18 protein-coding genes are annotated in these 21,400 nt (G+C 71.7%); 1 reads left to right on the plus strand and 17 read right to left on the minus strand.

Annotated features, from left to right (window positions below; translation table 11 throughout):
• Positions 1-31: 31 nt before the first annotated feature.
• From ACSU6Z_RS06975 to ACSU6Z_RS06995, 5 genes are all read right to left on the minus strand, one after another.
• Positions 32-1,618, minus strand: coding sequence for a Na+/H+ antiporter (locus ACSU6Z_RS06975; RefSeq protein ID WP_437050212.1), 1,587 nt, complete (start codon positions 1,616-1,618; stop codon positions 32-34).
• 165 nt (positions 1,619-1,783) lie between these two features.
• Entirely contained in the window at positions 1,784-2,254 is a 471-nt protein-coding gene (locus tag ACSU6Z_RS06980; RefSeq protein ID WP_437043891.1) for a GNAT family N-acetyltransferase, read from the minus strand.
• Positions 2,251-3,195, minus strand: coding sequence for an RluA family pseudouridine synthase (locus tag ACSU6Z_RS06985; protein ID WP_437043893.1), 945 nt, complete (start codon positions 3,193-3,195; stop codon positions 2,251-2,253). The genes ACSU6Z_RS06980 and ACSU6Z_RS06985 overlap by 4 nt, the downstream gene beginning before the upstream one ends.
• A 75-nt stretch (positions 3,196-3,270) precedes the next feature.
• Positions 3,271-3,993: a signal peptidase II gene (gene lspA, locus ACSU6Z_RS06990; protein WP_437043895.1), complete on the minus strand. Its 723-nt coding sequence runs from the start codon at positions 3,991-3,993 to the stop codon at positions 3,271-3,273.
• A gap of 89 nt (positions 3,994-4,082) precedes the next feature.
• Entirely contained in the window at positions 4,083-4,955 is an 873-nt protein-coding gene (locus ACSU6Z_RS06995; RefSeq protein ID WP_437043896.1) for a TraR/DksA family transcriptional regulator, read from the minus strand.
• A gap of 559 nt (positions 4,956-5,514) precedes the next feature.
• On the opposite strand from ACSU6Z_RS06995, the gene ileS reads away from it, so the two are divergent.
• Positions 5,515-8,715, plus strand: a complete 3,201-nt coding sequence (gene ileS, locus ACSU6Z_RS07000) for an isoleucine--tRNA ligase (RefSeq protein WP_437043898.1) — start codon at positions 5,515-5,517, stop codon at positions 8,713-8,715.
• A gap of 205 nt (positions 8,716-8,920) precedes the next feature.
• Here ileS and ACSU6Z_RS07005 read toward each other — a convergent pair whose 3' ends face one another.
• The 12 genes from ACSU6Z_RS07005 to ACSU6Z_RS07060 form a co-directional block, all read right to left on the minus strand.
• Entirely contained in the window at positions 8,921-10,030 is a 1,110-nt protein-coding gene (locus ACSU6Z_RS07005) for a DivIVA domain-containing protein (RefSeq protein ID WP_437020381.1), read from the minus strand.
• A gap of 53 nt (positions 10,031-10,083) precedes the next feature.
• The gene (locus ACSU6Z_RS07010; RefSeq protein WP_007448661.1) at positions 10,084-10,368 is read right to left on the minus strand and encodes a YggT family protein; all 285 of its coding nucleotides are present in this window, start codon (positions 10,366-10,368) and stop codon (positions 10,084-10,086) included.
• Between the two features lie 61 nt (positions 10,369-10,429).
• Positions 10,430-11,071: a cell division protein SepF gene (sepF, locus tag ACSU6Z_RS07015; RefSeq protein ID WP_437043900.1), complete on the minus strand. Its 642-nt coding sequence runs from the start codon at positions 11,069-11,071 to the stop codon at positions 10,430-10,432.
• Positions 11,072-11,200: 129 nt separating this feature from the next.
• Complete coding sequence (locus tag ACSU6Z_RS07020) at positions 11,201-11,920, minus strand: YggS family pyridoxal phosphate-dependent enzyme (protein ID WP_437043902.1); 720 nt, start codon at positions 11,918-11,920, stop codon at positions 11,201-11,203.
• Positions 11,921-11,926: 6 nt separating this feature from the next.
• Positions 11,927-12,655 (minus strand): peptidoglycan editing factor PgeF, encoded by a 729-nt coding sequence (gene pgeF, locus ACSU6Z_RS07025; protein WP_437043904.1) that lies wholly within the window; start codon positions 12,653-12,655, stop codon positions 11,927-11,929.
• The gene (gene ftsZ, locus ACSU6Z_RS07030) at positions 12,652-13,875 is read right to left on the minus strand and encodes a cell division protein FtsZ (RefSeq protein WP_437043906.1); all 1,224 of its coding nucleotides are present in this window, start codon (positions 13,873-13,875) and stop codon (positions 12,652-12,654) included. Before ftsZ ends, pgeF begins: the two co-directional genes overlap by 4 nt.
• Positions 13,876-14,162: 287 nt before the next feature.
• Positions 14,163-14,957: a cell division protein FtsQ/DivIB gene (locus ACSU6Z_RS07035; protein ID WP_437043908.1), complete on the minus strand. Its 795-nt coding sequence runs from the start codon at positions 14,955-14,957 to the stop codon at positions 14,163-14,165.
• A gap of 32 nt (positions 14,958-14,989) precedes the next feature.
• Complete coding sequence (murG, locus tag ACSU6Z_RS07040; protein WP_437043910.1) at positions 14,990-16,087, minus strand: undecaprenyldiphospho-muramoylpentapeptide beta-N-acetylglucosaminyltransferase; 1,098 nt, start codon at positions 16,085-16,087, stop codon at positions 14,990-14,992.
• A gap of 6 nt (positions 16,088-16,093) precedes the next feature.
• The gene (gene ftsW, locus ACSU6Z_RS07045; RefSeq protein ID WP_437043912.1) at positions 16,094-17,446 is read right to left on the minus strand and encodes a putative lipid II flippase FtsW; all 1,353 of its coding nucleotides are present in this window, start codon (positions 17,444-17,446) and stop codon (positions 16,094-16,096) included.
• A 74-nt stretch (positions 17,447-17,520) separates the two neighbouring features.
• A complete protein-coding gene (gene murD, locus ACSU6Z_RS07050; RefSeq protein WP_437043915.1) occupies positions 17,521-18,939 on the minus strand; it encodes a UDP-N-acetylmuramoyl-L-alanine--D-glutamate ligase in 1,419 nt (472 codons plus the stop codon).
• The gene (mraY, locus tag ACSU6Z_RS07055; protein ID WP_029386498.1) at positions 18,921-19,994 is read right to left on the minus strand and encodes a phospho-N-acetylmuramoyl-pentapeptide-transferase; all 1,074 of its coding nucleotides are present in this window, start codon (positions 19,992-19,994) and stop codon (positions 18,921-18,923) included. Before mraY ends, murD begins: the two co-directional genes overlap by 19 nt.
• On the minus strand, positions 19,991-21,397 hold the full coding sequence (locus tag ACSU6Z_RS07060; RefSeq protein WP_437043917.1) for a UDP-N-acetylmuramoyl-tripeptide--D-alanyl-D-alanine ligase: 1,407 nt from the start codon (positions 21,395-21,397) through the stop codon (positions 19,991-19,993). The genes mraY and ACSU6Z_RS07060 overlap by 4 nt, the downstream gene beginning before the upstream one ends.
• Between the last annotated feature and the right edge of the window lie 3 nt (positions 21,398-21,400).

The following is a 21,400-nucleotide window of genomic DNA, read 5'->3' on the forward strand; positions in this document are numbered from 1 at the left end:
CTCCCGCCGCGGTCGCCCCGGGCCCGGTGCGTCACCGCAGGCTGCGGACGTCCAGATGCCGCAGCACCCGGTCCACGATCTCCGGGTCGGCGCCGGGCTCGCTGCGCGCCGCGAGCACCTCGTGGCGCGCGGCGCTCAGCAGCTCGCCCTGGATCCGCCGGATCCGCTTCACCCGCCGCGCCCGCTGCTCGTGCGCCTCGCGCCGCTCCTCGCCCCCGATGTCCGGGCTGATCCGCAACCCGATGTCGTGGGCCCGCCGCAGCATCTGCTCGGACAGCTCCTCCGGCAGCTCCTCGACCGCCTCGATCTCCTTCAGCCGCCGCTTCGCCGCCCTGGCCGCCCGCACGGCCAGCTCCTTCTCGAACGCCTTCTCCCGCTCGGTGTCGGCCCGCACCCCGAGCCGGTTCACCAGCCACGGCAGGGTGAGCCCCTGGAGCAGCAGCGTCACCATGATCACCCCGAAGGCGATGAAGACGATCTCGTCGCGGTTGGGGAAGGGACTGCCGTCGTCCGTCTCGAGCGGGATCGCCAGGGCCAGCGCCACCGAGGCGACGCCCCGCATCCCCGACCACCACATGACGACGGTCTCCCGCCAGCTCGTCGGGATGTCCTCGTCGTGGTCCCGGTTGGCGTGCAGCCGCTTCGTCAGCCAGGTCGCCGGCAGCAGCCACAGCAGCCGGACGAGGACGACGACGGCGGCGACCGCCGCGGCCCAGCCGAGCAGCTCGCCCCAGCGCCCGGAGGCGGTGCGGACGGCGTTGTGCAGTTCCAGGCCGATGAGCCCGAAGGCGACCCCGGTGACGAGCGTGTCGACGACGTCCCAGACGGTGTGCCCGGCGAGCCGGGTCATCACGTCGTCGGCGTCGGCCGCGTGCTCGGCGAGGAACATCGCGGTGGTGAGCACGGCGAGCACTCCGGAGCCGTGCAGCTCCTCGGCCAGGACGTAGCTGACGTACGGCACCAGCAGCGTCAGCCCGATCTGCAGGGTGGGGTCGTCCAGCAGGCCCAGCAGCTTGCTCGCGCCCCAGCCCAGGACGAGCCCCACGGCGACGGCGACGACGGCGGACAGCACCAGGTCCAGGCCCGCCCGCCACGGCGAGAAGGTGCCGCTGACGGCGGCGGTGATGGCCACGTGGTACAGGACGATGGCCGTCACGTCGTTGAACAGCCCCTCGCCCTCCAGGATGGAGACGAGCCGGCGCGGCAGCCCCAGCTGTCCGGCGACGGCGGTCGCCGCCACCGGGTCGGGCGGCGCCACCAGCGCGCCGAGGGCGAAGGCGGCGGCGATCGGCAGCCCCGGCACGATCGCGTGGGCGGTGGCGGCCACGCAGGCCATGGTGACGAACACCAGCGCCACCGCGAGCAGGAAGATCGGCCGTTTGTTGGCCGCGAACTGCCGCCAGGACGTCCGCCGCACGGCCGCGTACAGCAGGGGCGGCAGCAGCAGGGGCAGGATGAGGTCGGGCGGGACGTCGACGTCGGGCACGAAGTCGAGCAGCGCCAGGACGATGCCGACGACCGTCATCAGCACCGGCGCCGGCAGCCCGAGGCGGTTCCCCACCGGAACGCTCAGCACGGCCCCGAGCAAGAGCAGGAACAACAGGGCCAACTGATCCACGGTCAGCACTCCGGCGATCTGGGTGTTCACACGGCGGACTTCAAGCCTGCCACGACACCGCGCTCACCAGCCTCTTCCGTCCCCTGCGCCGCATGGCGCGGCGGACCGGCGGGCCGCGGGGCGCACCGGATCCGGTGCGTCACGGAGCATCCGGAACCCGGCGGGTCACAGAACGCGCCGCATCGCCCGGTGCGGGATCCCCGCGTCCGGGAACTGCGGGCCGTACGCCTCGTAGCCGAGCCGCTCGTAGAACCCCAGCGCGTGGGTCTGCGCGTGCAGGTCCAGCGCCGTGAGCCCCCGCGCGCGGGCCGCCTCCTCGATCGCCCGCACCAGCGCCGCCCCGACGCCCAGCCCGCGGGCGGTCCGGGTCACGGCGAGCCGGCCGAGGGAGCCGACGGAGGGCCCGTCACCGGTCTTGGCCGCGGCGGCCTCGCCGTGCAGCAGCCGCCCGGTGCCGAGCGGCACGCCGTCCTCGCGGATCGCCAGGACGTGCACCGCACCGGCGTCGTACGCGTCGTACTCGATCTCCTCGGGGACCCCCTGCTCGACGACGAAGACCTCCTTGCGCACCGCGAAGCAGGCCTCCCGGTCGGCGAGGTCCCCGGCGACGCGCACCGCGTACGGACCCGCGCTCATGCCCAGGTCTCCTCGCGGACCCGGTCGAGAGCCTGCTGCAGGTCCTCGGGGTAGTCGCTGGTGAACTCCACCCACTCGCCGCTGCCGGGGTGCTCGAAGCCGAGCCGCACGGCGTGCAGCCACTGCCGGGTCAGGCCGAGGCGCTTGGCGAGGGTCGGGTCGGCGCCGTACGTCAGGTCGCCGACGCAGGGGTGCCGGTGGGCGGCCATGTGGACGCGGATCTGGTGGGTGCGGCCCGTCTCCAGCTTCACGTCGAGCAGGGAGGCCGCGCGGAACGCCTCGATCAGGTCGTAGTGCGTGACGGACGGCTTGCCCTCGGCGGTGACCGCCCACTTGTAGTCGTGGTGGGGGTGGCGGCCGATGGGCGCGTCGATGGTGCCGCTGGTCGGGTCGGGGTGGCCCTGGACGAGCGTGTGGTAGCGCTTGTCGACCGTGCGCTCCTTGAACTGGCGCTTGAGCGAGGTGTACGCGCGCTCCGACTTGGCGACCGCCATCAGGCCGGAGGTGCCGACGTCCAGGCGGTGCACGATGCCCTGGCGCTCGGCGGCGCCGGAGGTCGAGATGCGGTACCCGGCGGCGGCGAGCCCGCCGATGACGGTCGGGCCGGTCCAGCCGGGCGACGGGTGGGCGGCCACCCCGACCGGCTTGACGATCACGACCACGTCCTCGTCGTCGTGCACGATCTCCATGCCCTCGACCGGCTCGGCGACCACCTGCACCGGCGCGGGCGCCTGTGGCATCTCGACCTCCAGCCAGGCCCCGCCGCGCACCCGCTCCGACTTGCCGACCACCGACCCGTCGACCGTGACCTTCCCCGCCGCCGCCAGCTCGGCGGCCTTGGTACGGGAGAAGCCGAACATGCGGGAGATGGCGGCGTCGACGCGCTCGCCCTCCAGGCCGTCGGGCACGGGCAGGGTACGGATCTCGGGAATCGTGCTCACCCGTCGAGTATGCCGGACGGGTCCGGCACTCCCGTACGCGTGCCCGGGCCCCGCCCGCTCCCGCCCGGCCCTCGCTCAGCCCTTGTGGACGGTCCCGTCCGGATCGAGCCCCCGGAAGGACAGCAGCACGATCAGGATGCCGCCGCAGACGATCGCCGAGTCGGCGAGGTTGAAGACGGCGAAGTGCTTGGGCGCGATGAAGTCGACGACCGCGCCCTCGAAGACGCCGGGCGAGCGGAAGATCCGGTCGGTGAGGTTGCCGAGCGCCCCGCCGAGCAGCAGGCCGAGCGCGATCGCCCACGGCAGGCTGTAGAGCTTGCGGGCCAGGCGGGCGATCACGACGATGACCACCGCCGCGATCACCGTGAAGATCACGGTGAAGGCCTCGCCGAAGCCGAAGGCCGCACCCGCGTTGCGGATCGCCTCGAACCTCAGCCAGTCGCCGACGATCTCGACGGGCTCGTGGTGTTCCAGCTTGGCGACCACGATCATCTTGCTGATCAGGTCGAGGGCGTACGCGATCGCGGCGACGGAGAACAGCACGGCGATCCGGCGCCCGCCGCGGGGCCGCCCGGCCGCACCGCCCTCGGGCGCGGCCCGGTCCGCCGCGGGCACGGCCGCCTCACCGGTGCCGCCGGCGCCCTCGGTGCCGCCGGCGCCGGGCCCGCCGGCCGGGGGCCCTGCCGTCCCGGCAGCGGACCGCTCGCCCGGCGCGGCGGCCCCCTCCGGCCGCTCCTGCCCGGGCCGCGCCGCGTCCGGGGTGTCCGGCGTACCGATGATGCGCTCCGCCTCTGCCACGTGAGTCCCTCAACCTAGGTGCCTGACTGAGGACGAGGGTACGGTACGCCCTGCGCGGCCCACGTGCTCAGGACGCGAACGGCGGCCGGTCAGTACCGGCGCTCCTGCTTCTGCTTGCACTCCACGCACAGCGTCGCCCGCGGGAAGGCCTGCATGCGGGCCTTGCCGATCGGGTTCCCGCAGTTCTCGCACAGGCCGTACGTCCCCGTGTCGAGGCGTTCCAGGGCGCGCTCGGTCTGGGTGAGCATCTCGCGCGCGTTGGCGGCGAGCGCCAGCTCGTGCTCACGCGTGATGTTCTTGGTGCCGGTGTCCGCCTGGTCGTCGCCCGCGCCGTCCCCGGAGTCGCGCATGAGGCCCGCCAGCGCCTGCTCGGAGGAGGCGATCTCGGCGCGCAGCCGTGTCTGCTCGGACAGCAGTTCGTCGCGCGCCTCCTCCATTTCCTCCGGGGTCCAGGGGTCCTCCCCGGGACGCACCGCGAGATCGCCGGGCTCCGCCGCGGCGCCCCGTGCCTTCGGCACAGCGCTCTTCGCCGCCGTGGCCGTGCCAGGGGTCTTCTTCGCAACCACCGTCGTGGCTCCCGTCTGCTCCGCGGCCTGAGCCGCGCCCGCCTTCTTGGCCGTGCTCTTCCTTCCGGCGCCGCTCCCGGCGGCGTCCGTCGCGGCACCGCTCCCGCCGGCACCGGCGGCTCCCTTCGCACGGGCCGCCTTCCTCCCGGGCGCCTTCTTCACCGGGGCCCTGCCGGCCTCCTCCCCGGTGACCTTCTCCCCGGCCTTCCCGGCCGCCTCCTCCTTCCCGGCCCGGCCCGCGGCCCCGGTCGTCCGTGCGCCCTTCTTCCCGCCCGCCCCCTCGCCCGGCCCCCCTCCGGAGGCGCGCGCCCCTCCGCCGGCAGGGGCCGCACCACCGGAGGAACCCGTGGACGCACCGGACCCCGACTGCTGTACGGCGGTCCTCTTCACCACCATGGCCGCGGCCCCCTCACATATTGTGATCTTGCTCGTGAATCGTGCTGGGACGATAAATCGACTCGAGTCCCGCGGCAACGGGGCGCACCGCCCGATTCGCCCGCCTCGCGGATGCCGCTCGGCCGACCTGCATGCGTTGTGCCCAGCTCCCGGCCGGGTATGCCGCCGGGCCGGACGTCCCGGGGCCCGGACGCCGCCCCCCTCCGTTCGGGGCATGCCGGGCCGTGGCGCGCGCCGCTCCCGCCCCGCGCGAAAGCCGGTCGTCCGCCGTCCGCGCGGCGCCGTACACTGGGCGGAGCGAGAAGCGTGGATGGGGACGAGTAGCGGCGTAGGCAGCCCAGAGCGACCCGGGGACGGTGTGAGCCCGGGGGCGAGCGCGACGTGAAGATCACCCCGGAGCCGCCGGAAGAAAGCCGCGCAGCACCAGGCGCGGCGAGTAGAACCGGCATCGCGACCTCAATGAGGGGGCTCACCGGAGCGCGTGCGGCGCACGCCGTGCCGGGGGGCCAAGGAGGGTGGTACCGCGGGAGCCCGCCGCACACGAAGCGGCGTACGCAGCATGACGGCTCTCGTCCCTCCGACGGAAGGCAGCACGTCCGCCGGAGGAAGCCCGTTGAATACGCCGCCGCAATACCGCCAGGTACCCGCCCAGGTCGACCTGCCCGCGCTCGAGCGCGCCGTGCTCGACTTCTGGCATGAACAGAAGATCTTCGCCAAGAGCCTGGAACAGTCCGCGGGCCGTCCCGAATGGGTGTTCTACGAGGGTCCGCCCACCGCCAACGGCATGCCGGGTGCCCACCACATCGAGGCCCGCGTCTTCAAGGACGTCTTCCCCCGCTTCCGCACCATGCGCGGCTACCACGTGGCCCGCAAGGCCGGCTGGGACTGCCACGGCCTCCCGGTGGAGCTGGCGGTGGAGAAGGAGCTGGGCTTCTCCGGCAAGCAGGACATCGAGGCGTACGGCATCGCCGAGTTCAACGCCAAGTGCCGCGAGTCGGTGACCCGCCACACCGACGCCTTCGCCGAGCTGACCACCCGCATGGGCTACTGGGTCGACCTCGACGACGCCTACCGGACCATGGACCCGGAGTACGTCGAGTCCGTCTGGTGGTCGCTGAAGGAGATCTTCACCAAGGGCCTGCTGGTCCAGGACCACCGCGTCGCCCCCTGGTGCCCCCGCTGCGGCACCGGCCTGTCCGACCACGAGCTCGCCCAGGGCTACGAGACGGTCGTCGACCCCTCCGTCTACGTCCGCTTCCCCCTCACCTCCGGCCCGCTGGCCGGCGAGGCCGCGCTCCTGGTGTGGACGACCACGCCCTGGACCCTGGTCTCCAACACCGCCGTCGCCGCCCACCCCGAGGTCACCTACGTCGTCGCCACCGACGGCGAGGAGAAGCTCGTCGTCGCCGAGCCGCTGCTCGCCAAGGCCCTCGGCGAGGGCTGGGAGAGCACGGGGCAGACCTTCACGGGCGCCGAGATGGAGCGCTGGGGCTACCGGCGCCCGTTCGAACTGGTGGAGTTCCCGGCCGAGGCCCACTTCGTGGTCAACGCCGACTACGTCACCACCGAGGACGGCACGGGCCTGGTCCACCAGTCCCCCGCCTTCGGTGAGGACGACCTGCGGGTCTGCCGCTCCTACGGCCTGCCGTTGGTGAACCCCGTCCGCCAGGACGGCACCTTCGACGCGGACCTCCCCCTGGTCGGCGGCGTCTTCTTCAAGAAGGCCGACGAGAAGCTCACCGAGGACCTCGACCGCCGCGGGCTGCTCTTCAAGCACCTCCCCTACGAGCACAGCTACCCGCACTGCTGGCGCTGCCACACCGCGCTCCTGTACTACGCGCAGCCGTCCTGGTACATCCGCACCACGGCGATCAAGGACCGCCTGCTGCAGGAGAACGAGAGGACCAACTGGTTCCCGGACACGGTCAAGCACGGCCGGTTCGGCGACTGGCTGAACAACAACATCGACTGGGCGCTGTCCCGCAACCGCTACTGGGGCACCCCGCTGCCGATCTGGCGCTGCGAGGAGGGCCACCTCACCTGCGTCGGCTCCCGCGCCGAGCTCACCGAGCTGACCGGCACCGACCAGTCCGGCCTCGACCCGCACCGCCCCTACATCGACGAGGTGACCTTCACCTGCACCCACGAGGGCTGCTCCCTGGAGGCGGTCCGCGTGCCGGAGGTCATCGACGCCTGGTACGACTCGGGCTCGATGCCGTTCGCGCAGTGGGGCTACCCGTACAAGAACAAGGAACTGTTCGAGTCCCGCTACCCGGCGCAGTTCATCTCCGAGGCCATCGACCAGACCCGCGGCTGGTTCTACACCCTCATGGCGATCGGCACCCTCGTCTTCGACAAGTCGAGCTACGAGAACGTCGTCTGCCTCGGCCACATCCTCGCCGAGGACGGCCGCAAGATGTCCAAGCACCTGGGCAACATCCTCCAGCCGATCCCGCTCATGGACCAGCACGGCGCCGACGCCGTCCGCTGGTTCATGGCGGCCGGCGGCTCCCCGTGGGCGGCGCGCCGCGTCGGCCACGGCACCATCCAGGAGGTCGTCCGCAAGACGCTCCTCACCTACTGGAACACGGTCGCCTTCCAGGCGCTGTACGCCCGCACCTCCGGCTGGGCCCCCTCCGAGGCCGACCCGGCCCCGGCCGACCGGCCGCTGCTGGACCGCTGGCTGCTGTCCGAGCTGCACGCCCTGACCGACCAGGTCACCCAGGCCCTGGAGGGCTACGACACCCAGCGCGCCGGCAAGCTGCTGTCCGCGTTCGTCGACGACCTGTCCAACTGGTACGTGCGCCGCTCCCGCCGCCGCTTCTGGCAGGGCGACAAGGCCGCGCTGCGCACCCTGCACGAGGTCGTCGAGACGGTCACGAAGCTGATGGCGCCGCTGACCCCGTTCATCACCGAACGGGTCTGGCAGGACCTGATCGTGCCGGTCACCCCGGACGCCCCGGAGTCGGTTCACCTGTCCTCCTGGCCCGAGGCGGACCCGGCCGCCGTCGACCCGGAGCTGTCGCAGCAGATGCTGCTGGTCCGCCGGCTCGTGGAGCTGGGCCGCGCCACGCGCGCCGAGTCGGGCGTCAAGACCCGCCAGCCGCTGAAGCGGGCGCTGATCGCGGCGACGGGCTTCGAGTCCCTCGCCCCCGAGCTGCGCACGCAGATCACGGAAGAGCTGAACGTCGAGTCCCTGGCCTCCCTCTCCGAGGTCGGCGGCAGCCTGGTCGACACCACCGCCAAGGCCAACTTCCGCGCGCTCGGCAAGCGCTTCGGCAAGCGCGTCCAGGACGTGGCCAAGGCCATCGCGAACGCGGACGCCGCGGCGCTCTCCCTGGCCCTGCGCGAGGGCACGGCGTCGGTCGAGGTCGACGGCGAGACGATCGCCCTCGCCCCCGACGAGGTGATCATCACGGAGACGCCGCGCGAGGGCTGGTCGGTCGCCTCCGATTCCGGTGCCACGGTCGCGCTGGACTTGGAGATCACGGAGGAACTGCGCCGCGCGGGTCTCGCCCGGGACGCGATCCGCCTGATCCAGGAGGCCCGCAAGAACAGCGGCCTCGACGTCGCCGACCGCATCGCCCTGCGCTGGACGGCCACGGACCCGGCGACCATCGCCGCCCTGACGGACCACTCCGCCCTGATCGCCGACGAGGTCCTCGCCACGGACTTCGCCCAGGGCGAGGCGGACGGCGCGTACGGCGAGCCCTTCACCGACGAGGGCCTGACCCTGACGTTCCGTCTGCGCAAGGCGTAAGCACCCGGCACACGCCACGAGGGCCCGGCCCCGCCTCGAAGGGCGGGGCCGGGCCCTCACTGCTCGCCCGCCGCCGGGGCCCGGCGGCGGGCGAGCCCCGGTCAACCCGCGTAAAAAGGGCGAGGCCCCGGATTCTGGGATCCGGGGCCTCGCCCAGTGAATGCTGCCGACGCCTACTGCGTACCCACGGCCGCCGGGGCCGCCGTCAGTTGTCGTCCTCGTCGATGAGGAACCCGCGCATCGGCGAGGGCGCCTGTCCCATCGGGGACGGGCCCTGCGGACGCACCGGCGCCATCGGCTGGGTCATCGCCGGGGACATCTGCTGCTGACCGCCGTAGGAGGGGCCGGACGACGAGCCCGGACCACTGCCCATCGACTGGTTGCCGCCGTAGGACGGGGCACTCGCGCCGGCCGGGGCCATGGAAGGCGCCGGGGACGGCGGGAGGGAAGCCGTCGCGGGCGTGCGCGGCGGGGCGAGCGAGTCGTCGGCCTGGGTCTCCAGCTGGCGCAGCTGCGACTCCAGGTAGGACTTCAGCCGCGTACGGTACTCGCGCTCGAAGCCGCGCAGGTCCTCGACCTTGCGCTCCAGCGTGGCGCGCGCGGATTCCAGGGAGCCCATCGCGACACGGTGCTTCTCCTGCGCGTCCCGCTCCAGGGCGTCGGCCTTGGCCCGGGCGTCGCGTTCGAGGCCCTCGGCACGGCTGCGCGCCTCACCGACGATCTTGTTGGCCTCGGAACGGGCCTCCGCGATCGCCTGGTCGGCGGTCTGCTGCGCCAGCGACAGGACGCGAGCCGCGCTGTCGCCGCCGGGACCCTGGCCCATCGGGCCGGGACCGCCCATGGGGCCGCCCATCGGACCGGGACCCATCTGCCCCTGCATGGGGCCGCCCTGACCCATCGGACCAGGACCCTGGCCCATCGGGCCGGGACCCTGCGGGCCTCCCTGACCGCCGGGACCGGCGGGCAGCTGCGGGGCACCGCTCGGCAGCTGGGGCGGGCCGCCCATGGGGCCGGGACCGCCCATCTGCTGCTGCGGCGGGCCCGATATCCCGGCGGGTACCGGAGCGCCGGGACCTCGCATGCCCTGCTGCTGGTCCTGTTGCTCCGGGGGCTTGCGCATGTTCTGCTGGTTCTGCGCGGCGGCGCGCGTGGCGGCGGCCAGCTTGGCGCGCAGATCCTCGTTCTCGCGGAGCAGGCGGGTCAGTTCGGCTTCGACCTCGTCGAGGAAGGCATCGACCTCGTCCTCGTCATAGCCTTCTCGGAGGCGGACGGTCGTGAACTGCTTGTTCCGCACGTCCTCGGGGGTCAACGGCATCTCTTCACCTCAACGTAGTCGTCGGCATTCGGCAAGACCGTAGTTCACATCGCTCACAGCCGGCTCACGATCGAGATCAGGATGTAGACGATGATCATCAGTACGAAGAAGGACAGGTCGAGCGCCACGCCCCCGAGACGCAGCGGCGGGATGAACCGCCGCAGAAGCTTCAGCGGTGGATCGGTGACAGTGTAGGTGGCCTCCAGAACGACCACCATCGCCTTGCCGGGTTGCCACGAGCGGGCGAACTGGAAGACGTAGTCCATGACCAACCGGAAGATGAGCACGATGAGGAAGCACATCAGCGCGATGTAGACGACATCCAGGACCACGCTCATGACCTGTGCTTCCCTCTCCCCTGATCCGATCTCGGATCCTTGCTCTCACCGGTAATGCGTCTCAGCTCTGGTTGAAGAACCCGCCCTCTGCGATGCGGGCCTTGTCCTCCGCCGTGACATCGACGTTAGCAGGCGACAACAGGAAAACCTTCTGTGTCACCCGCTCGATACTGCCGTGAAGACCGAACACCAGACCGGCCGCGAAGTCGACCAGCCGCTTGGCGTCCGTGTCGTCCATCTCGGTCAGATTCATGATCACCGGGGTGCCCTCACGGAAGTGTTCCCCGATGGTACGGGCTTCGTTGTAGGTCCGCGGGTGAAGCGTGGTGATCCGGTAAGGCTCTCGTTCCGACACGACCTTGGGCATGATCACCGGTGCGCTCTTCTCCAGGCTCGCGCGTTCTTGTGTGATGGATGCCACGGGCGCGATGCGCGCCGGGCGCCCGGATTCAGCGGGGAGCGAAGCGGCGCGGGAGACCGGCTCGCGCGGCGCGGGCGGCTGGACGATTCGCACCTCTTCGTCCCTTTGGGGCTGATGTGAGCCGTGCGGCTGATGCGACGGTTCGTGCCGCCGGTGGTCCCGCTCCGGCTCCGGGTCCAGTTCGGGCTCGAAGTCGTCGTCGGGGTCGAACCCCCGGCCGTCGTACCCATCGTCCTCCACGAGGCCGAGGTAGACCGCCATCTTGCGCATCGCGCCGGCCATGCTCTGAGTCCTCCGCTCTGTGGTGGATCGGCTGACGACTGCCAAGTGCCCGCGATCCACGAGGTCGTTACGTCCGCCTTTCGGCGGCATTGACCATATTTTCTGCTGTGGTCCGACTTCTTGGCGACGTTACCCGAGCCCGGGGCGGACTCCGAGTACCGCGGTGCCGACGCGCACATGTGTCGCCCCGGCGGCCACGGCCTGTTCGAGGTCCGCGCTCATTCCCGCCGAGACCATGTTCGCAGCCGGATGGACCCGGCGCAGGTCGGTCGACAAATCCATGAGCGACTCGAACGCCGCTTGTTGACGCCCGGCGTACTCGCCGGTGAGCGGGGCGACGGTCATCAGCCCGTCGAGCCGCAGCCCCGGGGACCGGGTGATGAGGTCGGCCAACTCTTCGATTCCCCCGGGGGCCACGCCCCCGCGCTCCCCGCGCCCGCTCTCGCCGGCGTCGAGGGCGACCTGAATGAGGCACCCCACCTCGCGCCCGGCCCGCACGGCCTCCTTCGACAGAACCGTGACGAGCCTGGAACGATCGACGGACTGCACGTGATGCGCGTAACCGACCACGGAACGCACCTTGTTGGTCTGCAACTGGCCGACAAAATGCCAGGTAAGGGGCAGATCCGCACATGCGGCAGCTTTCGGGGCCGCGTCCTGGTCGCGGTTCTCGGCGACGTGGCGGACACCGAGCTCGGCGAGGATCCGCACGTCGCTCGCCGGGTAGGTCTTGGTGACCACGATCAGGGTCACGTCCTCGCGGGGGCGTCCCGCCGCCGCACACGCGGCGGCGATGCGCTCCTCCACCTTCGCCAGATTCGCGGCGATTTCGTCCTTACGGTCCGTCATGCCCCATCAGTCCAGCCAGACATAGCCCGCGAGCCGCCCGGTGGTGCGGTCGCGGCGGTACGAGAAGTGGTCGTGCGATTCCAGCGTGCACACAGGTGAGTGCGCCCGGTCGTGCACCCCGAGGCGCTGAAGCTGCGCGTGCACGCCGGCGCTCACGTCGACCGCCGGCGTGCCCCAGCTCGTCTCGGCGTGCGCCGCCGGCTCGACGGCGGCCACCTCGGCGCGCAGCGCCTCCGGCACCTCGTAGCACCGCCCGCACACGGCGGGCCCGGTACGGGCGACGATCCGGGCGGGGTCGGCGCCGAGACCGGTCATGGCCCGCACGGCGGCGGGGACGACCCCGGCGACCATGCCGGGCCGGCCCGCGTGGGCCGCGGCGACGACCTTGGCGACGGGGTCGGCGAGCAGGACGGGCACGCAGTCGGCGGTGAGGACGGCGAGGGCGAGGCCCCGCTCGGCGGTGACGATCGCGTCCACCCGGGGAACCGGACGGTCCCCCCAGGGCCCGTCGACCACGGCGACGTCGGCACCGTGCACCTGGTTCATCCAGACCACGCGGGCCGCGTCCAGACCGAGGGACTTGGCGGCCAGTTCGCGGTTGGCGGTGACGGCGGCGGGGTCGTCACCGACCGCGCCGCCGAGATTGAGCTCCTCGTACGGAACGGCGCTCACCCCGCCCCACCGGTCGGTGAAGGCGAAGTGCGCGCCGTTCGCGGTGTCGCGCTGTCCTATCACTTGAGGAAGTCCGGCACGTCCAGTTCCTCGGCCGCACTGTCCACGTAGGTCCGCGTCGGCGGGACCGGGGGCGGCGAGGCGACCGGCGGCAGGTCGGTCACCGGCTCGGGGGCGGGAGGCTCGGGCTCCTCCTTGGGCTTGACGCTGCCGAGCGAGCCGAAGGTCGGGCGGCTCTCGGTCTGCCGGGCCGGCGCGGGCTCCTCGCGCCGGGGAGCGGCGGGAGCGGGCGGGGCCGAGGCCGAGCCGAGGACGTTGTCCCGGCGGGCCGGCGGCTGGCCGCCGTCGAACCCGGCCGCGATGACGGTGACCCGCACCTCGTCGCCGAGGGCGTCGTCGATCACCGCACCGAAGATGATGTTGGCCTCGGGGTGGGCGGCCTCGCTGACCAGCTGGGCCGCCTCGTTGATCTCGAACAGGCCGAGGTCGGAACCGCCGGAGATGGAGAGCAGCACACCCCGGGCGCCGTCGATGGACGCCTCCAGCAGCGGCGAGGAGATCGCCATCTCGGCCGCGGCCACCGCGCGGTCGTCGCCGCGGGCCGAGCCGATGCCCATGAGGGCCGAACCGGCCTCGGACATGACCGACTTCACGTCGGCGAAGTCCAGGTTGATCAGGCCGGGGGTGGTGATGAGGTCGGTGATGCCCTGCACACCGGACAGCAGCACCTGGTCGGCGGACTTGAACGCGTCGAGCACGCTGACCTGGCGGTCCGAGATGGACAGCAGCCGGTCGTTGGGGATGACGATGAGGGTGTCGACCTCTTCGCGGAGTTCGGCGATGCCGTCCTCGGCCTGGTTCGCGCGGCGCCGCCCCTCGAAGGTGAACGGGCGCGTGACCACGCCGATGGTGAGGGCGCCCAGCGAGCGTGCGATGTTGGCCACGACGGGCGCGCCGCCGGTGCCGGTGCCGCCGCCTTCACCGGCCGTCACGAAGACCATGTCGGCCCCCTTGAGGACCTCCTCGATCTCCTCGCGGTGGTCCTCGGCGGCCTTGCGGCCGACGGCCGGGTTGGCTCCGGCGCCGAGTCCGCGGGTGAGTTCACGGCCGACGTCCAGCTTGACGTCGGCGTCGCTCATCAACAGAGCTTGCGCGTCGGTGTTGATGGCGATGAACTCGACGCCCTTGAGACCGACCTCGATCATCCGGTTGATGGCATTGACACCACCGCCGCCGACACCGATGACTTTGATGACTGCGAGGTAGTTCTGCGGTGCTGCCACGTCGAAGGCCTCTCGCCTCGAGTTACGTGTCGTCGAACTCTCGTGACGCGCTGCGCCCGAGACCCGACGACTGATGCCGAATGGGACGGTCCGTATTGCCGACCCGAACCCTAACCCTGAAGTTTAGGGTTACCAGTGTGCCTGTTCCCTGGAGTCTTCCGAACAGGACACTAAGTCGACAAGCGGCGCGCGTTCAACGAACACGCCGAACCTCCCGTTTTTCTTTTCACCCTATGTGATCAGCCGTGGCGGCGCCCAACCAGGGTGCTGGCCTGCACGGATGCGCGTCAACTCCCGGCTGACGCGGGGGCCGTGGGGACGCTCACGTCGAAGTGCCGCGCGCCGGGCTGGGCTTTCATCAGCGCGGTCAGCGCGCGGGCCTTCTCGTCGCTCTCCTCGCCGCTTCCCCAGACGACGGTCCGGCCGTCGCGCAACCGGAGCGAGATGTCGTCGTACGAACGGACCTTGACGACCTGTGTGCTGCGGGCGACCGCGGCCGGGAGCCGGCCGGCGACCCGTACCGCCTCGCGCGTCAGCCGGTCCTCCCCGAAGCGGCGCAGACTGGCCGCGGCCGGACCTTGGCGGGAAAGCGCCAATTCCAGCAGGGGCACACCTTTCGGGGCGCGGGAAACCGTGGCGAATCGGACACCTTCATCGTCCACTTCGACGAAGCTCCCGCCTTTTCGGACCAGGAGGACCGGGGTACGTTCGGTCACTTTCAACCTGATTTCGTCCGGCCAGGAGCGAACCACGTCAACGGCGTCGATTCGGAGCGACTTTTTCAGCAGCCGGGCTTCGATCGCCTCGGTGTCGACGGAAATCAACGGGTCCCCGACGGGCACACCGGCGGCCTCGCGCACCTGAGCGGGTGTCAGGACGCGTGTGCCGGAGACCGAGACGCGTTCCACGCGCAGCCAGTCGGAACCGTACAGGGCCCAGCCGGTCCCGGCGCCGGCGATCACCAGGGCGACGGCCAGGACGGCGATCGTACGAGGGCGGGGGGCCCTCGGCCGTCGCGGGCGGGGCGGGCCGGACGACTCCCGCCGGCGTTCACCGCGTTCGGCGGTGGTCGTTCCGGCCACGCTCCCTGCCCTCCGTCATCCGTCGTCCGTGCCTAGCGGTGCGCGCGACTGGCGGCGATCGCCTCGTACACCATGCCGACGAGCAGGTCGTCGGCGTCCCGCCGGCCGAACTCGGCGGCGGCGCGGGACATCTCGTACAGCCGGTGCGGGTCGGCGAGCACGGGCAGGACGTTCTGCTGCACCCACTCCGGGGTGAGGTCCGCGTCGTCGACCAGCAGGCCGCCGCCGGCCTTGACCACCGGCTGGGCGTTCAGCCGCTGCTCGCCGTTGCCGATGGGCAGCGGGACGTAGGCGGCCGGGAGCCCGACGGCGGAGAGTTCGGCGACGGTCATCGCGCCCGCGCGGCAGAGCATCATGTCGGCCGCGGCGTACGCGAGGTCCATCCGGTCCAGATAACTTACCGGGATGTACGGAGGCATCCCCGGCATCTGGTGCACCTGCGGCAGTTCGTTCTTCGGACCGACCGCGTGCAGGATCTGGATGCCGGCCTGCTGGAGCCAGGGCGCGACCTGCTGGACGACCTCGTTGAGGCGGCGGGCGCCCTGCGAGCCGCCGGAGACCAGCAGCGTCGGCAGGTTGGGGTCGAGCCCGAAGGCGGCGCGGGCCTCGGGGCGCACGGCGGCCCGGTCCAGGGTCGCGATGGTGCGGCGCAGCGGGATCCCGATGTACCGGGCGCCGCGCAGCTTGCTGTCGGGGGTGGAGACGGCGACCTGGGCGGCGTACCGGGAGCCGATCTTGTTGGCGAGGCCGGGGCGGGCGTTGGCCTCGTGGACGACGATCGGCACGCCGAGCCGCTTGGCCGCGAGGTAGCCGGGCAGGGCGACGTAACCGCCGAAGCCGACCACGACGTCCGCCTTGGTGCGCTCCAGGATCTGCTCGGCCGCCTTGATGGTGCCGCGCAGCCGGCCCGGGACGGTGATCAGCTCGGGGGTGGGCTTGCGGGGCAGCGGCACGGCCGGGATGAGCGCCAGCTCGTAGCCCCGCTCGGGCACGAGCCGGGTCTCCAGGCCGCGCTCCGTGCCCAGGGCCGTGATCCCCACCGTCGGATCCTGCCTGCGCAGGGCGTCCGCGAGTGCGAGCGCGGGCTCGATGTGGCCGGCGGTGCCTCCACCGGCGAGGACGACATGCACCGAAATTCACCGCTCTCCGGACGTGCGCACCGCCGAGGTGCGCCGTCGCATCGTGTTCCATCTCCGAGGTCCCTGCGGGCCCCTGGCCCCCCGCTTTTTACCAAAACGAGGTTGCCGCATCGCAAGCGCCGCCCGCGCAGCGGGCTCGTCGCGCGCGAACGCGATCAGCAGCCCGATGGCGAACATGGTCGGCAGCAGGGCGGATCCCCCGTAGGAGAACAGCGGGAGGGGGACACCGGCGATCGGCAGCAGACCGAGCACCGCACCGATGTTGATCACGGTCTGGGCCATGATCCAGGTGGTCACACCTCCCGCGGCATACCTCACGAAGGGGTCCTCCGTGCGTCCGGCCACGCGGATACCCGCATAGCCTAGAGCCGCGAAGAGGGCGAGCACCGACAGCGTCCCCGCCAGACCCAGTTCCTCACCGGTGACGGCGAAGATGAAGTCGGTGTGCGCTTCGGGGAGTTGGCCCCATTTTTCCACACTGGCGCCGAGGCCGGATCCGAACAGTCCGCCCGAGGCGAGGGCGTAGATGCCGTGCGCGGCCTGCCAGCAGGCGTCACCCGGGCCGGGATCGGTCTCGCCGAGACAGCCGAGCCGCGCCATGCGGTTGGGGCTGGTCTTGATGAGGATCACACCGAGCAGCGCGGCGACCGACAGCACACCGGCGAACAGCCGCGTGGGCGCGCCCGCGAGCCACAACAGGCCGAACAGGATCGCCGTGAGGATGATCGCCGTGCCCATGTCGCCGCCGAGCATGATCAGCCCGAGCAGCAGCAGGGCGAGCGGGACCAGCGGCACCAGCATGTGCTTCCACTGCGTCAGCAACCGCTTGCCCTGCTTGCGGGCGAGCAGGTCGGCGCCCCACAGCACCAGCGCCAGCTTGCCGAACTCGCTGGGCTGGAGCTGGAAGGGCCCCCCGATGGAGATCCAGTTCTGGTTGCCTTTGATCGACATGCCGATCCCGGGCACCTGCACCAGGACCATCAGGAAGATCACGCCGGCCAGGATCGGGTAGGCCAGCGCCCGGTGCAGCTTCACCGGCATCCGGGAGGCGGCGAACATCAGGGCGCCGCCGATCAGGGCCGCCAGGAACTGCTTGCGGAAGAAGTACGAGCCGGGCAGGGACAGTTGCAGCGCGGTGATCTGCGAGGCCGAGTAGACCATCACCAGGCCGAGCACGGTGATCAGCAGGCTGCCGCCGAGGATCAGGTAGTACGCGGTCAGCGGCCGGTCCCAGGCGCGGCGCGCGCGGGTGTGCAGGCGCAGAAGGGCGTTCTCGCGCGACGGTCCCGGCGCGGCGGGCCGTTTGACGGCCCGCTGCACGGGCGGACGCCCGGTGCGGCTACCGGGCATCGCAGCCCCCGTCGTACGTCGGCCTCGACGGTCCCACGCGTCCCTCCCAAGGTCGCCCGGCGCAGGCGGCCGGGTCAGGCGCCGAGTTCGCGAACGGCCTGCGCGAACGCGTCACCGCGCTTGTTGTAGTTGGCGAACATGTCCATGGAGGCGCACGCCGGGGCCAGCAGCACCGTGTCGCCGGGCCGGGCGAGCCGCCGAGCCTCCCGGACGGCCTGGAGCATCGCCCCAGTGTCGGTCCGGTCGAGGTCGACGACGGGTACCTCCGGGGCGTGTCGCGCCAGGGCTTCGCGGATCAGGGCGCGGTCGGCGCCGATGAGGACGGCCCCGCGCAGCCGCTTCGCCGCGCCCGCGACCAGTTCGTCGAAGGTCGCGCCCTTGGCGAGCCCGCCGGCGATCCACACGACCGACTCGTACGCCGCCAACGAGGCTTCGGCGGCGTGGGTGTTGGTGGCCTTGGAATCGTCGACGTACGCCACCCCGTCCACGTCCGCCACGTGCGCGATGCGGTGGGCGTCCGGCCGGAAGGCCCGCAGGCCGTCCCGTACGGCCGCCGCGGGCACGCCGAAGGCGCGTGCCAGGGCCGCCGCGGCGAGGGCGTTGGCGATGTTGTGCGGCGCGGGCGGGTTGACGTCGGAGACCTCGGCGAGTTCCTGGGCGTTCCTGTGCCGGTCCTCGACGAAGGCGCGGTCGACCAGGATGCCCTCCACGACGCCGAGCTGGGAGGGGCCGGGCGTGCCCAGGGTGAAGCCGACGGCCCGGCAGCCCTCCTCCACGTCGGCCTCGCGCACCAGGTCCTCGGTGGCCTTGTCGGCGGCGTTGTAGACGCAGGCGACGCGGTTGCCCTCGTAGACGCGGCCCTTGTCGCGCGCGTACGCCTCCATGGAGCCGTGCCAGTCGAGGTGGTCGGGGGCGAGGTTGAGCACGGCGGCCGAGTGGGCGCGCACGGAGGGCGCCCAGTGGAGCTGGTAGCTGGACAGCTCCACGGCCAGGACGTCGTAGCGCTCCTCGCCGGTCACCGCGTCCAGCAGCGAGACGCCGATGTTGCCGACGGCGGCCGTGCGCAGGCCCGCCGCCCTCAGGATGGAGGCGAGCATCTGGACGGTCGTCGTCTTGCCGTTGGTGCCGGTGACGGCGAGCCAGGGAGCGGCATCGGGGCCGCGCAGGCGCCAGGCCAGTTCGACGTCGCCCCAGACCGGGACCCCGGCCCGCTCGGCCGCCGCGAACAGCGGCTTGTCCGGCTTCCAGCCGGGCGCGGTGACGATCAGCTCGGTGGCCTCGGGCAGGGTGTCCCCGTCGCCGAGGCGCACGGTGATCCCGAGCTCCTCCAACCCGGCCGCCTGGGCCCGGGCCCGCTCGTCGTCGCCGTCGTTGACGACGGTGACGCGTGCGCCCAGGCCGTGGAGGACCTTGGCCGCGGGGACCCCGGAGACGCCGAGTCCGGCGACGGTGACGTGCTTTCCCTGCCAGTCGGTCACTTGTCGGCCGCCCATCCCGCGTAGAAGAGGCCCAGTCCGACGATCACGCAGATGCCCTGGATGATCCAGAAGCGGACCACCACCAGGACTTCGGACCAGCCCTTGAGTTCGAAGTGGTGCTGGAGCGGCGCCATCCGGAAGACGCGCTTGCCGGTGAGGCGGAAGGAGCCGACCTGGATCACCACGGACATGGTGATCAGGACGAACAGGCCGCCGAGGATGGCGAGCAGCAGCTCGGTGCGCGAGCAGATCGCCAGGCCCGCGAGCACGCCGCCGAGCGCGAGCGAACCGGTGTCGCCCATGAAGATCTTGGCCGGCGAGGTGTTCCACCACAGGAAGCCCAGGCAGGCGCCCATCAGCGCGGAGGAGACGACCGCGAGGTCGAGCGGGTCGCGCACCTCGTAGCAGGCGCCCGGGTTGGTCAGCTCCAGCGCGTTGGCGCACGACTCCTGGAACTGCCACACGCCGATGAAGGTGTAGGCGCCGAAGACGAGGACGGAGGCGCCGGTGGCCAGGCCGTCCAGGCCGTCGGTGAGGTTCACGCCGTTCGACATCGCGAGGATCATGAACAGCGCCCAGACCACGAACAGCACCGGGCCGATGGTCCAGCCGAAGTCGGTGATGAACGACAGCTTGGTGGAGGCCGGGGTGTTGCCGCGGGAGTCGGAGAACTGCAGCGCGAGCACCGCGAAGGCGATGCCGACGATGAGCTGGCCGGCCATCTTCGCCTTGGCCCGCAGACCCAGCGAACGCCGCTTGACGATCTTGATGTAGTCGTCGAGGAAGCCGACCAGGCCCATGCCGACCATCAGGCCCAGCACCAGCAGGCCCGAGTAGGTCGGCGGCTTGCCGGTGATCACCTTGCTCAGGAAGTAGGCGGCGACCGTGGCCAGGATGAAGGCGATGCCGCCCATGGTCGGCGTACCGCGCTTGCTGGCGTGCTCGCGCGGGCCGTCGTCACGGATGTACTGGCCGTACCCCTTGCGCGCGAGCAGCTTGATCAGCAGCGGTGTGCCGACCAGGGTCAGGAACAGGCCGATGACACCCGCGAACAGGATCTGATTCATCATCGGGCTGCGACCTCACCCTCGGCACCGGTCTCGAGCAGCGCCTCGGCCACCTTCTCGAGCCCGACCGAACGGGACGCCTTCACGAGTACGACGTCCCCCGGGCGCAACTCGCTGCGCAACAGGTCGACCGCCGCCTGTGCGTCGGACACGTGCACCGACTCCTCACCCCACGAACCCTCGTTATATGCGCCCAGTTGCAGCCAGGCGGCTTCCCTGCCGCCGACCGCGACGAGCTTGCTGACGTTGAGCCGGACGGCGAGCCGTCCGACCGCGTCGTGCTCGGCGAGCGCCTCGTCCCCGAGCTCGGCCATCTTGCCGAGCACCGCCCACGTACGGCGTCCCTTGGCCATGGCTGCCAGGGCGCGCAGGGCGGCCCGCATGGACTCGGGGTTCGCGTTGTAGGCGTCGTTGACGATCGTCACGCCGTCCGGGCGCTCGGTGACCTCCATCCGCCAGCGGGAGAGGGAGCCCGCCTCGGAGAGCGCGACGGCGATCTCGTCTGCGGACATGCCCAGCTCGTGGGCGACGGCGGCGGCGGCGAGCGCGTTCGACACGTGATGCTCACCGTACAGGCGCATGGTCACGTCACTTGCACCGGAGGGTGTGTGAAGCCTGAAGGAGGGCTGTCCGTTGTCCGTGAGTCGCACGTTCTCGGCGCGAACGTCCGCTTCGTCGGACTCTCCGAAAAAGATCACCTTCGCCTTCGTTCGGGAGGCCATGGCGCGTACGTAGGGGTCGTCCGCGTTGAGGACGGCCGTGCCGTCCTCCGGAAGCGCCTCGACGAGTTCGCCCTTGGCCTGGGCGATCTGCTCACGGCCGCCGAACTCGCCGATGTGGGCGGAGCCGACGTTGAGGACGAGACCGATCTTCGGGGGGGTGAGTTCGGTCAGGTACCGGATGTGGCCGATGCCGCGGGCACCCATCTCCAGGACGAGGAACCTCGTCTCGTCGGTGGCGCTCAGCGCGGTCAGCGGCAGCCCGATCTCGTTGTTGAGCGAGCCCGGCGTGAACACCGTCGGTGCCTTGCGCCGCAGCACCTGGGCGATCAGGTCCTTGGTGCTGGTCTTGCCCGCGGAGCCGGTGAGGCCCACGAGGGTGGCGCCGAGGCGGCGTACGACGTGCCGGGCGAGGGCGCCGAGGGCGGCCTGGACGTCGTCCACGACGATCGCGGGCACGCCGACGGGGCGGGTGCCGAGCACGGCCACCGCTCCCGCCTCGACGACGGCCCGCGCGAAGTCGTGGCCGTCCACGCGCTCGCCCGCGAAGGCGACGAAGAGGCTGCCGGGCCCCGCCTCGCGGGAGTCCCGGACGACCGGTCCGGTGACCTGGACGGACGGATCCGGTATGTCGTGCGTCTGCCCGCCGACGACTTCTGCGATCTCGGCGAGGGAGAGGGCGATCACAAG

Origin of the sequence: Streptomyces sp. enrichment culture (assembly GCF_964273145.1) — a bacterium.
Taxonomy (GTDB): Bacteria; Actinomycetota; Actinomycetes; order Streptomycetales; family Streptomycetaceae; genus Streptomyces.

What these genes read in the sequence shown, in the direction of transcription:
- ileS (WP_437043898.1), top strand. Translation starts at nt 5,515, where the DNA reads ATGACGGCTCTCGTCCCTCCGACGGAAGGCAGCACGTCCGCCGGAGGA.
- ACSU6Z_RS07010 (WP_007448661.1), bottom strand. Translation starts at nt 10,368, where the DNA reads ATGAGCGTGGTCCTGGATGTCGTCTACATCGCGCTGATGTGCTTCCTC.
- murD (WP_437043915.1), bottom strand. Translation starts at nt 18,939, where the DNA reads ATGGGCGGCCGACAAGTGACCGACTGGCAGGGAAAGCACGTCACCGTC.
- ACSU6Z_RS07020 (WP_437043902.1), bottom strand. Translation starts at nt 11,920, where the DNA reads ATGACGGACCGTAAGGACGAAATCGCCGCGAATCTGGCGAAGGTGGAG.
- ACSU6Z_RS07005 (WP_437020381.1), bottom strand. Translation starts at nt 10,030, where the DNA reads ATGCCGTTGACCCCCGAGGACGTGCGGAACAAGCAGTTCACGACCGTC.
- ACSU6Z_RS06995 (WP_437043896.1), bottom strand. Translation starts at nt 4,955, where the DNA reads ATGGTGGTGAAGAGGACCGCCGTACAGCAGTCGGGGTCCGGTGCGTCC.
- ftsW (WP_437043912.1), bottom strand. Translation starts at nt 17,446, where the DNA reads ATGCCCGGTAGCCGCACCGGGCGTCCGCCCGTGCAGCGGGCCGTCAAA.
- mraY (WP_029386498.1), bottom strand. Translation starts at nt 19,994, where the DNA reads ATGATGAATCAGATCCTGTTCGCGGGTGTCATCGGCCTGTTCCTGACC.
- ACSU6Z_RS06980 (WP_437043891.1), bottom strand. Translation starts at nt 2,254, where the DNA reads ATGAGCGCGGGTCCGTACGCGGTGCGCGTCGCCGGGGACCTCGCCGAC.
- sepF (WP_437043900.1), bottom strand. Translation starts at nt 11,071, where the DNA reads ATGGCCGGCGCGATGCGCAAGATGGCGGTCTACCTCGGCCTCGTGGAG.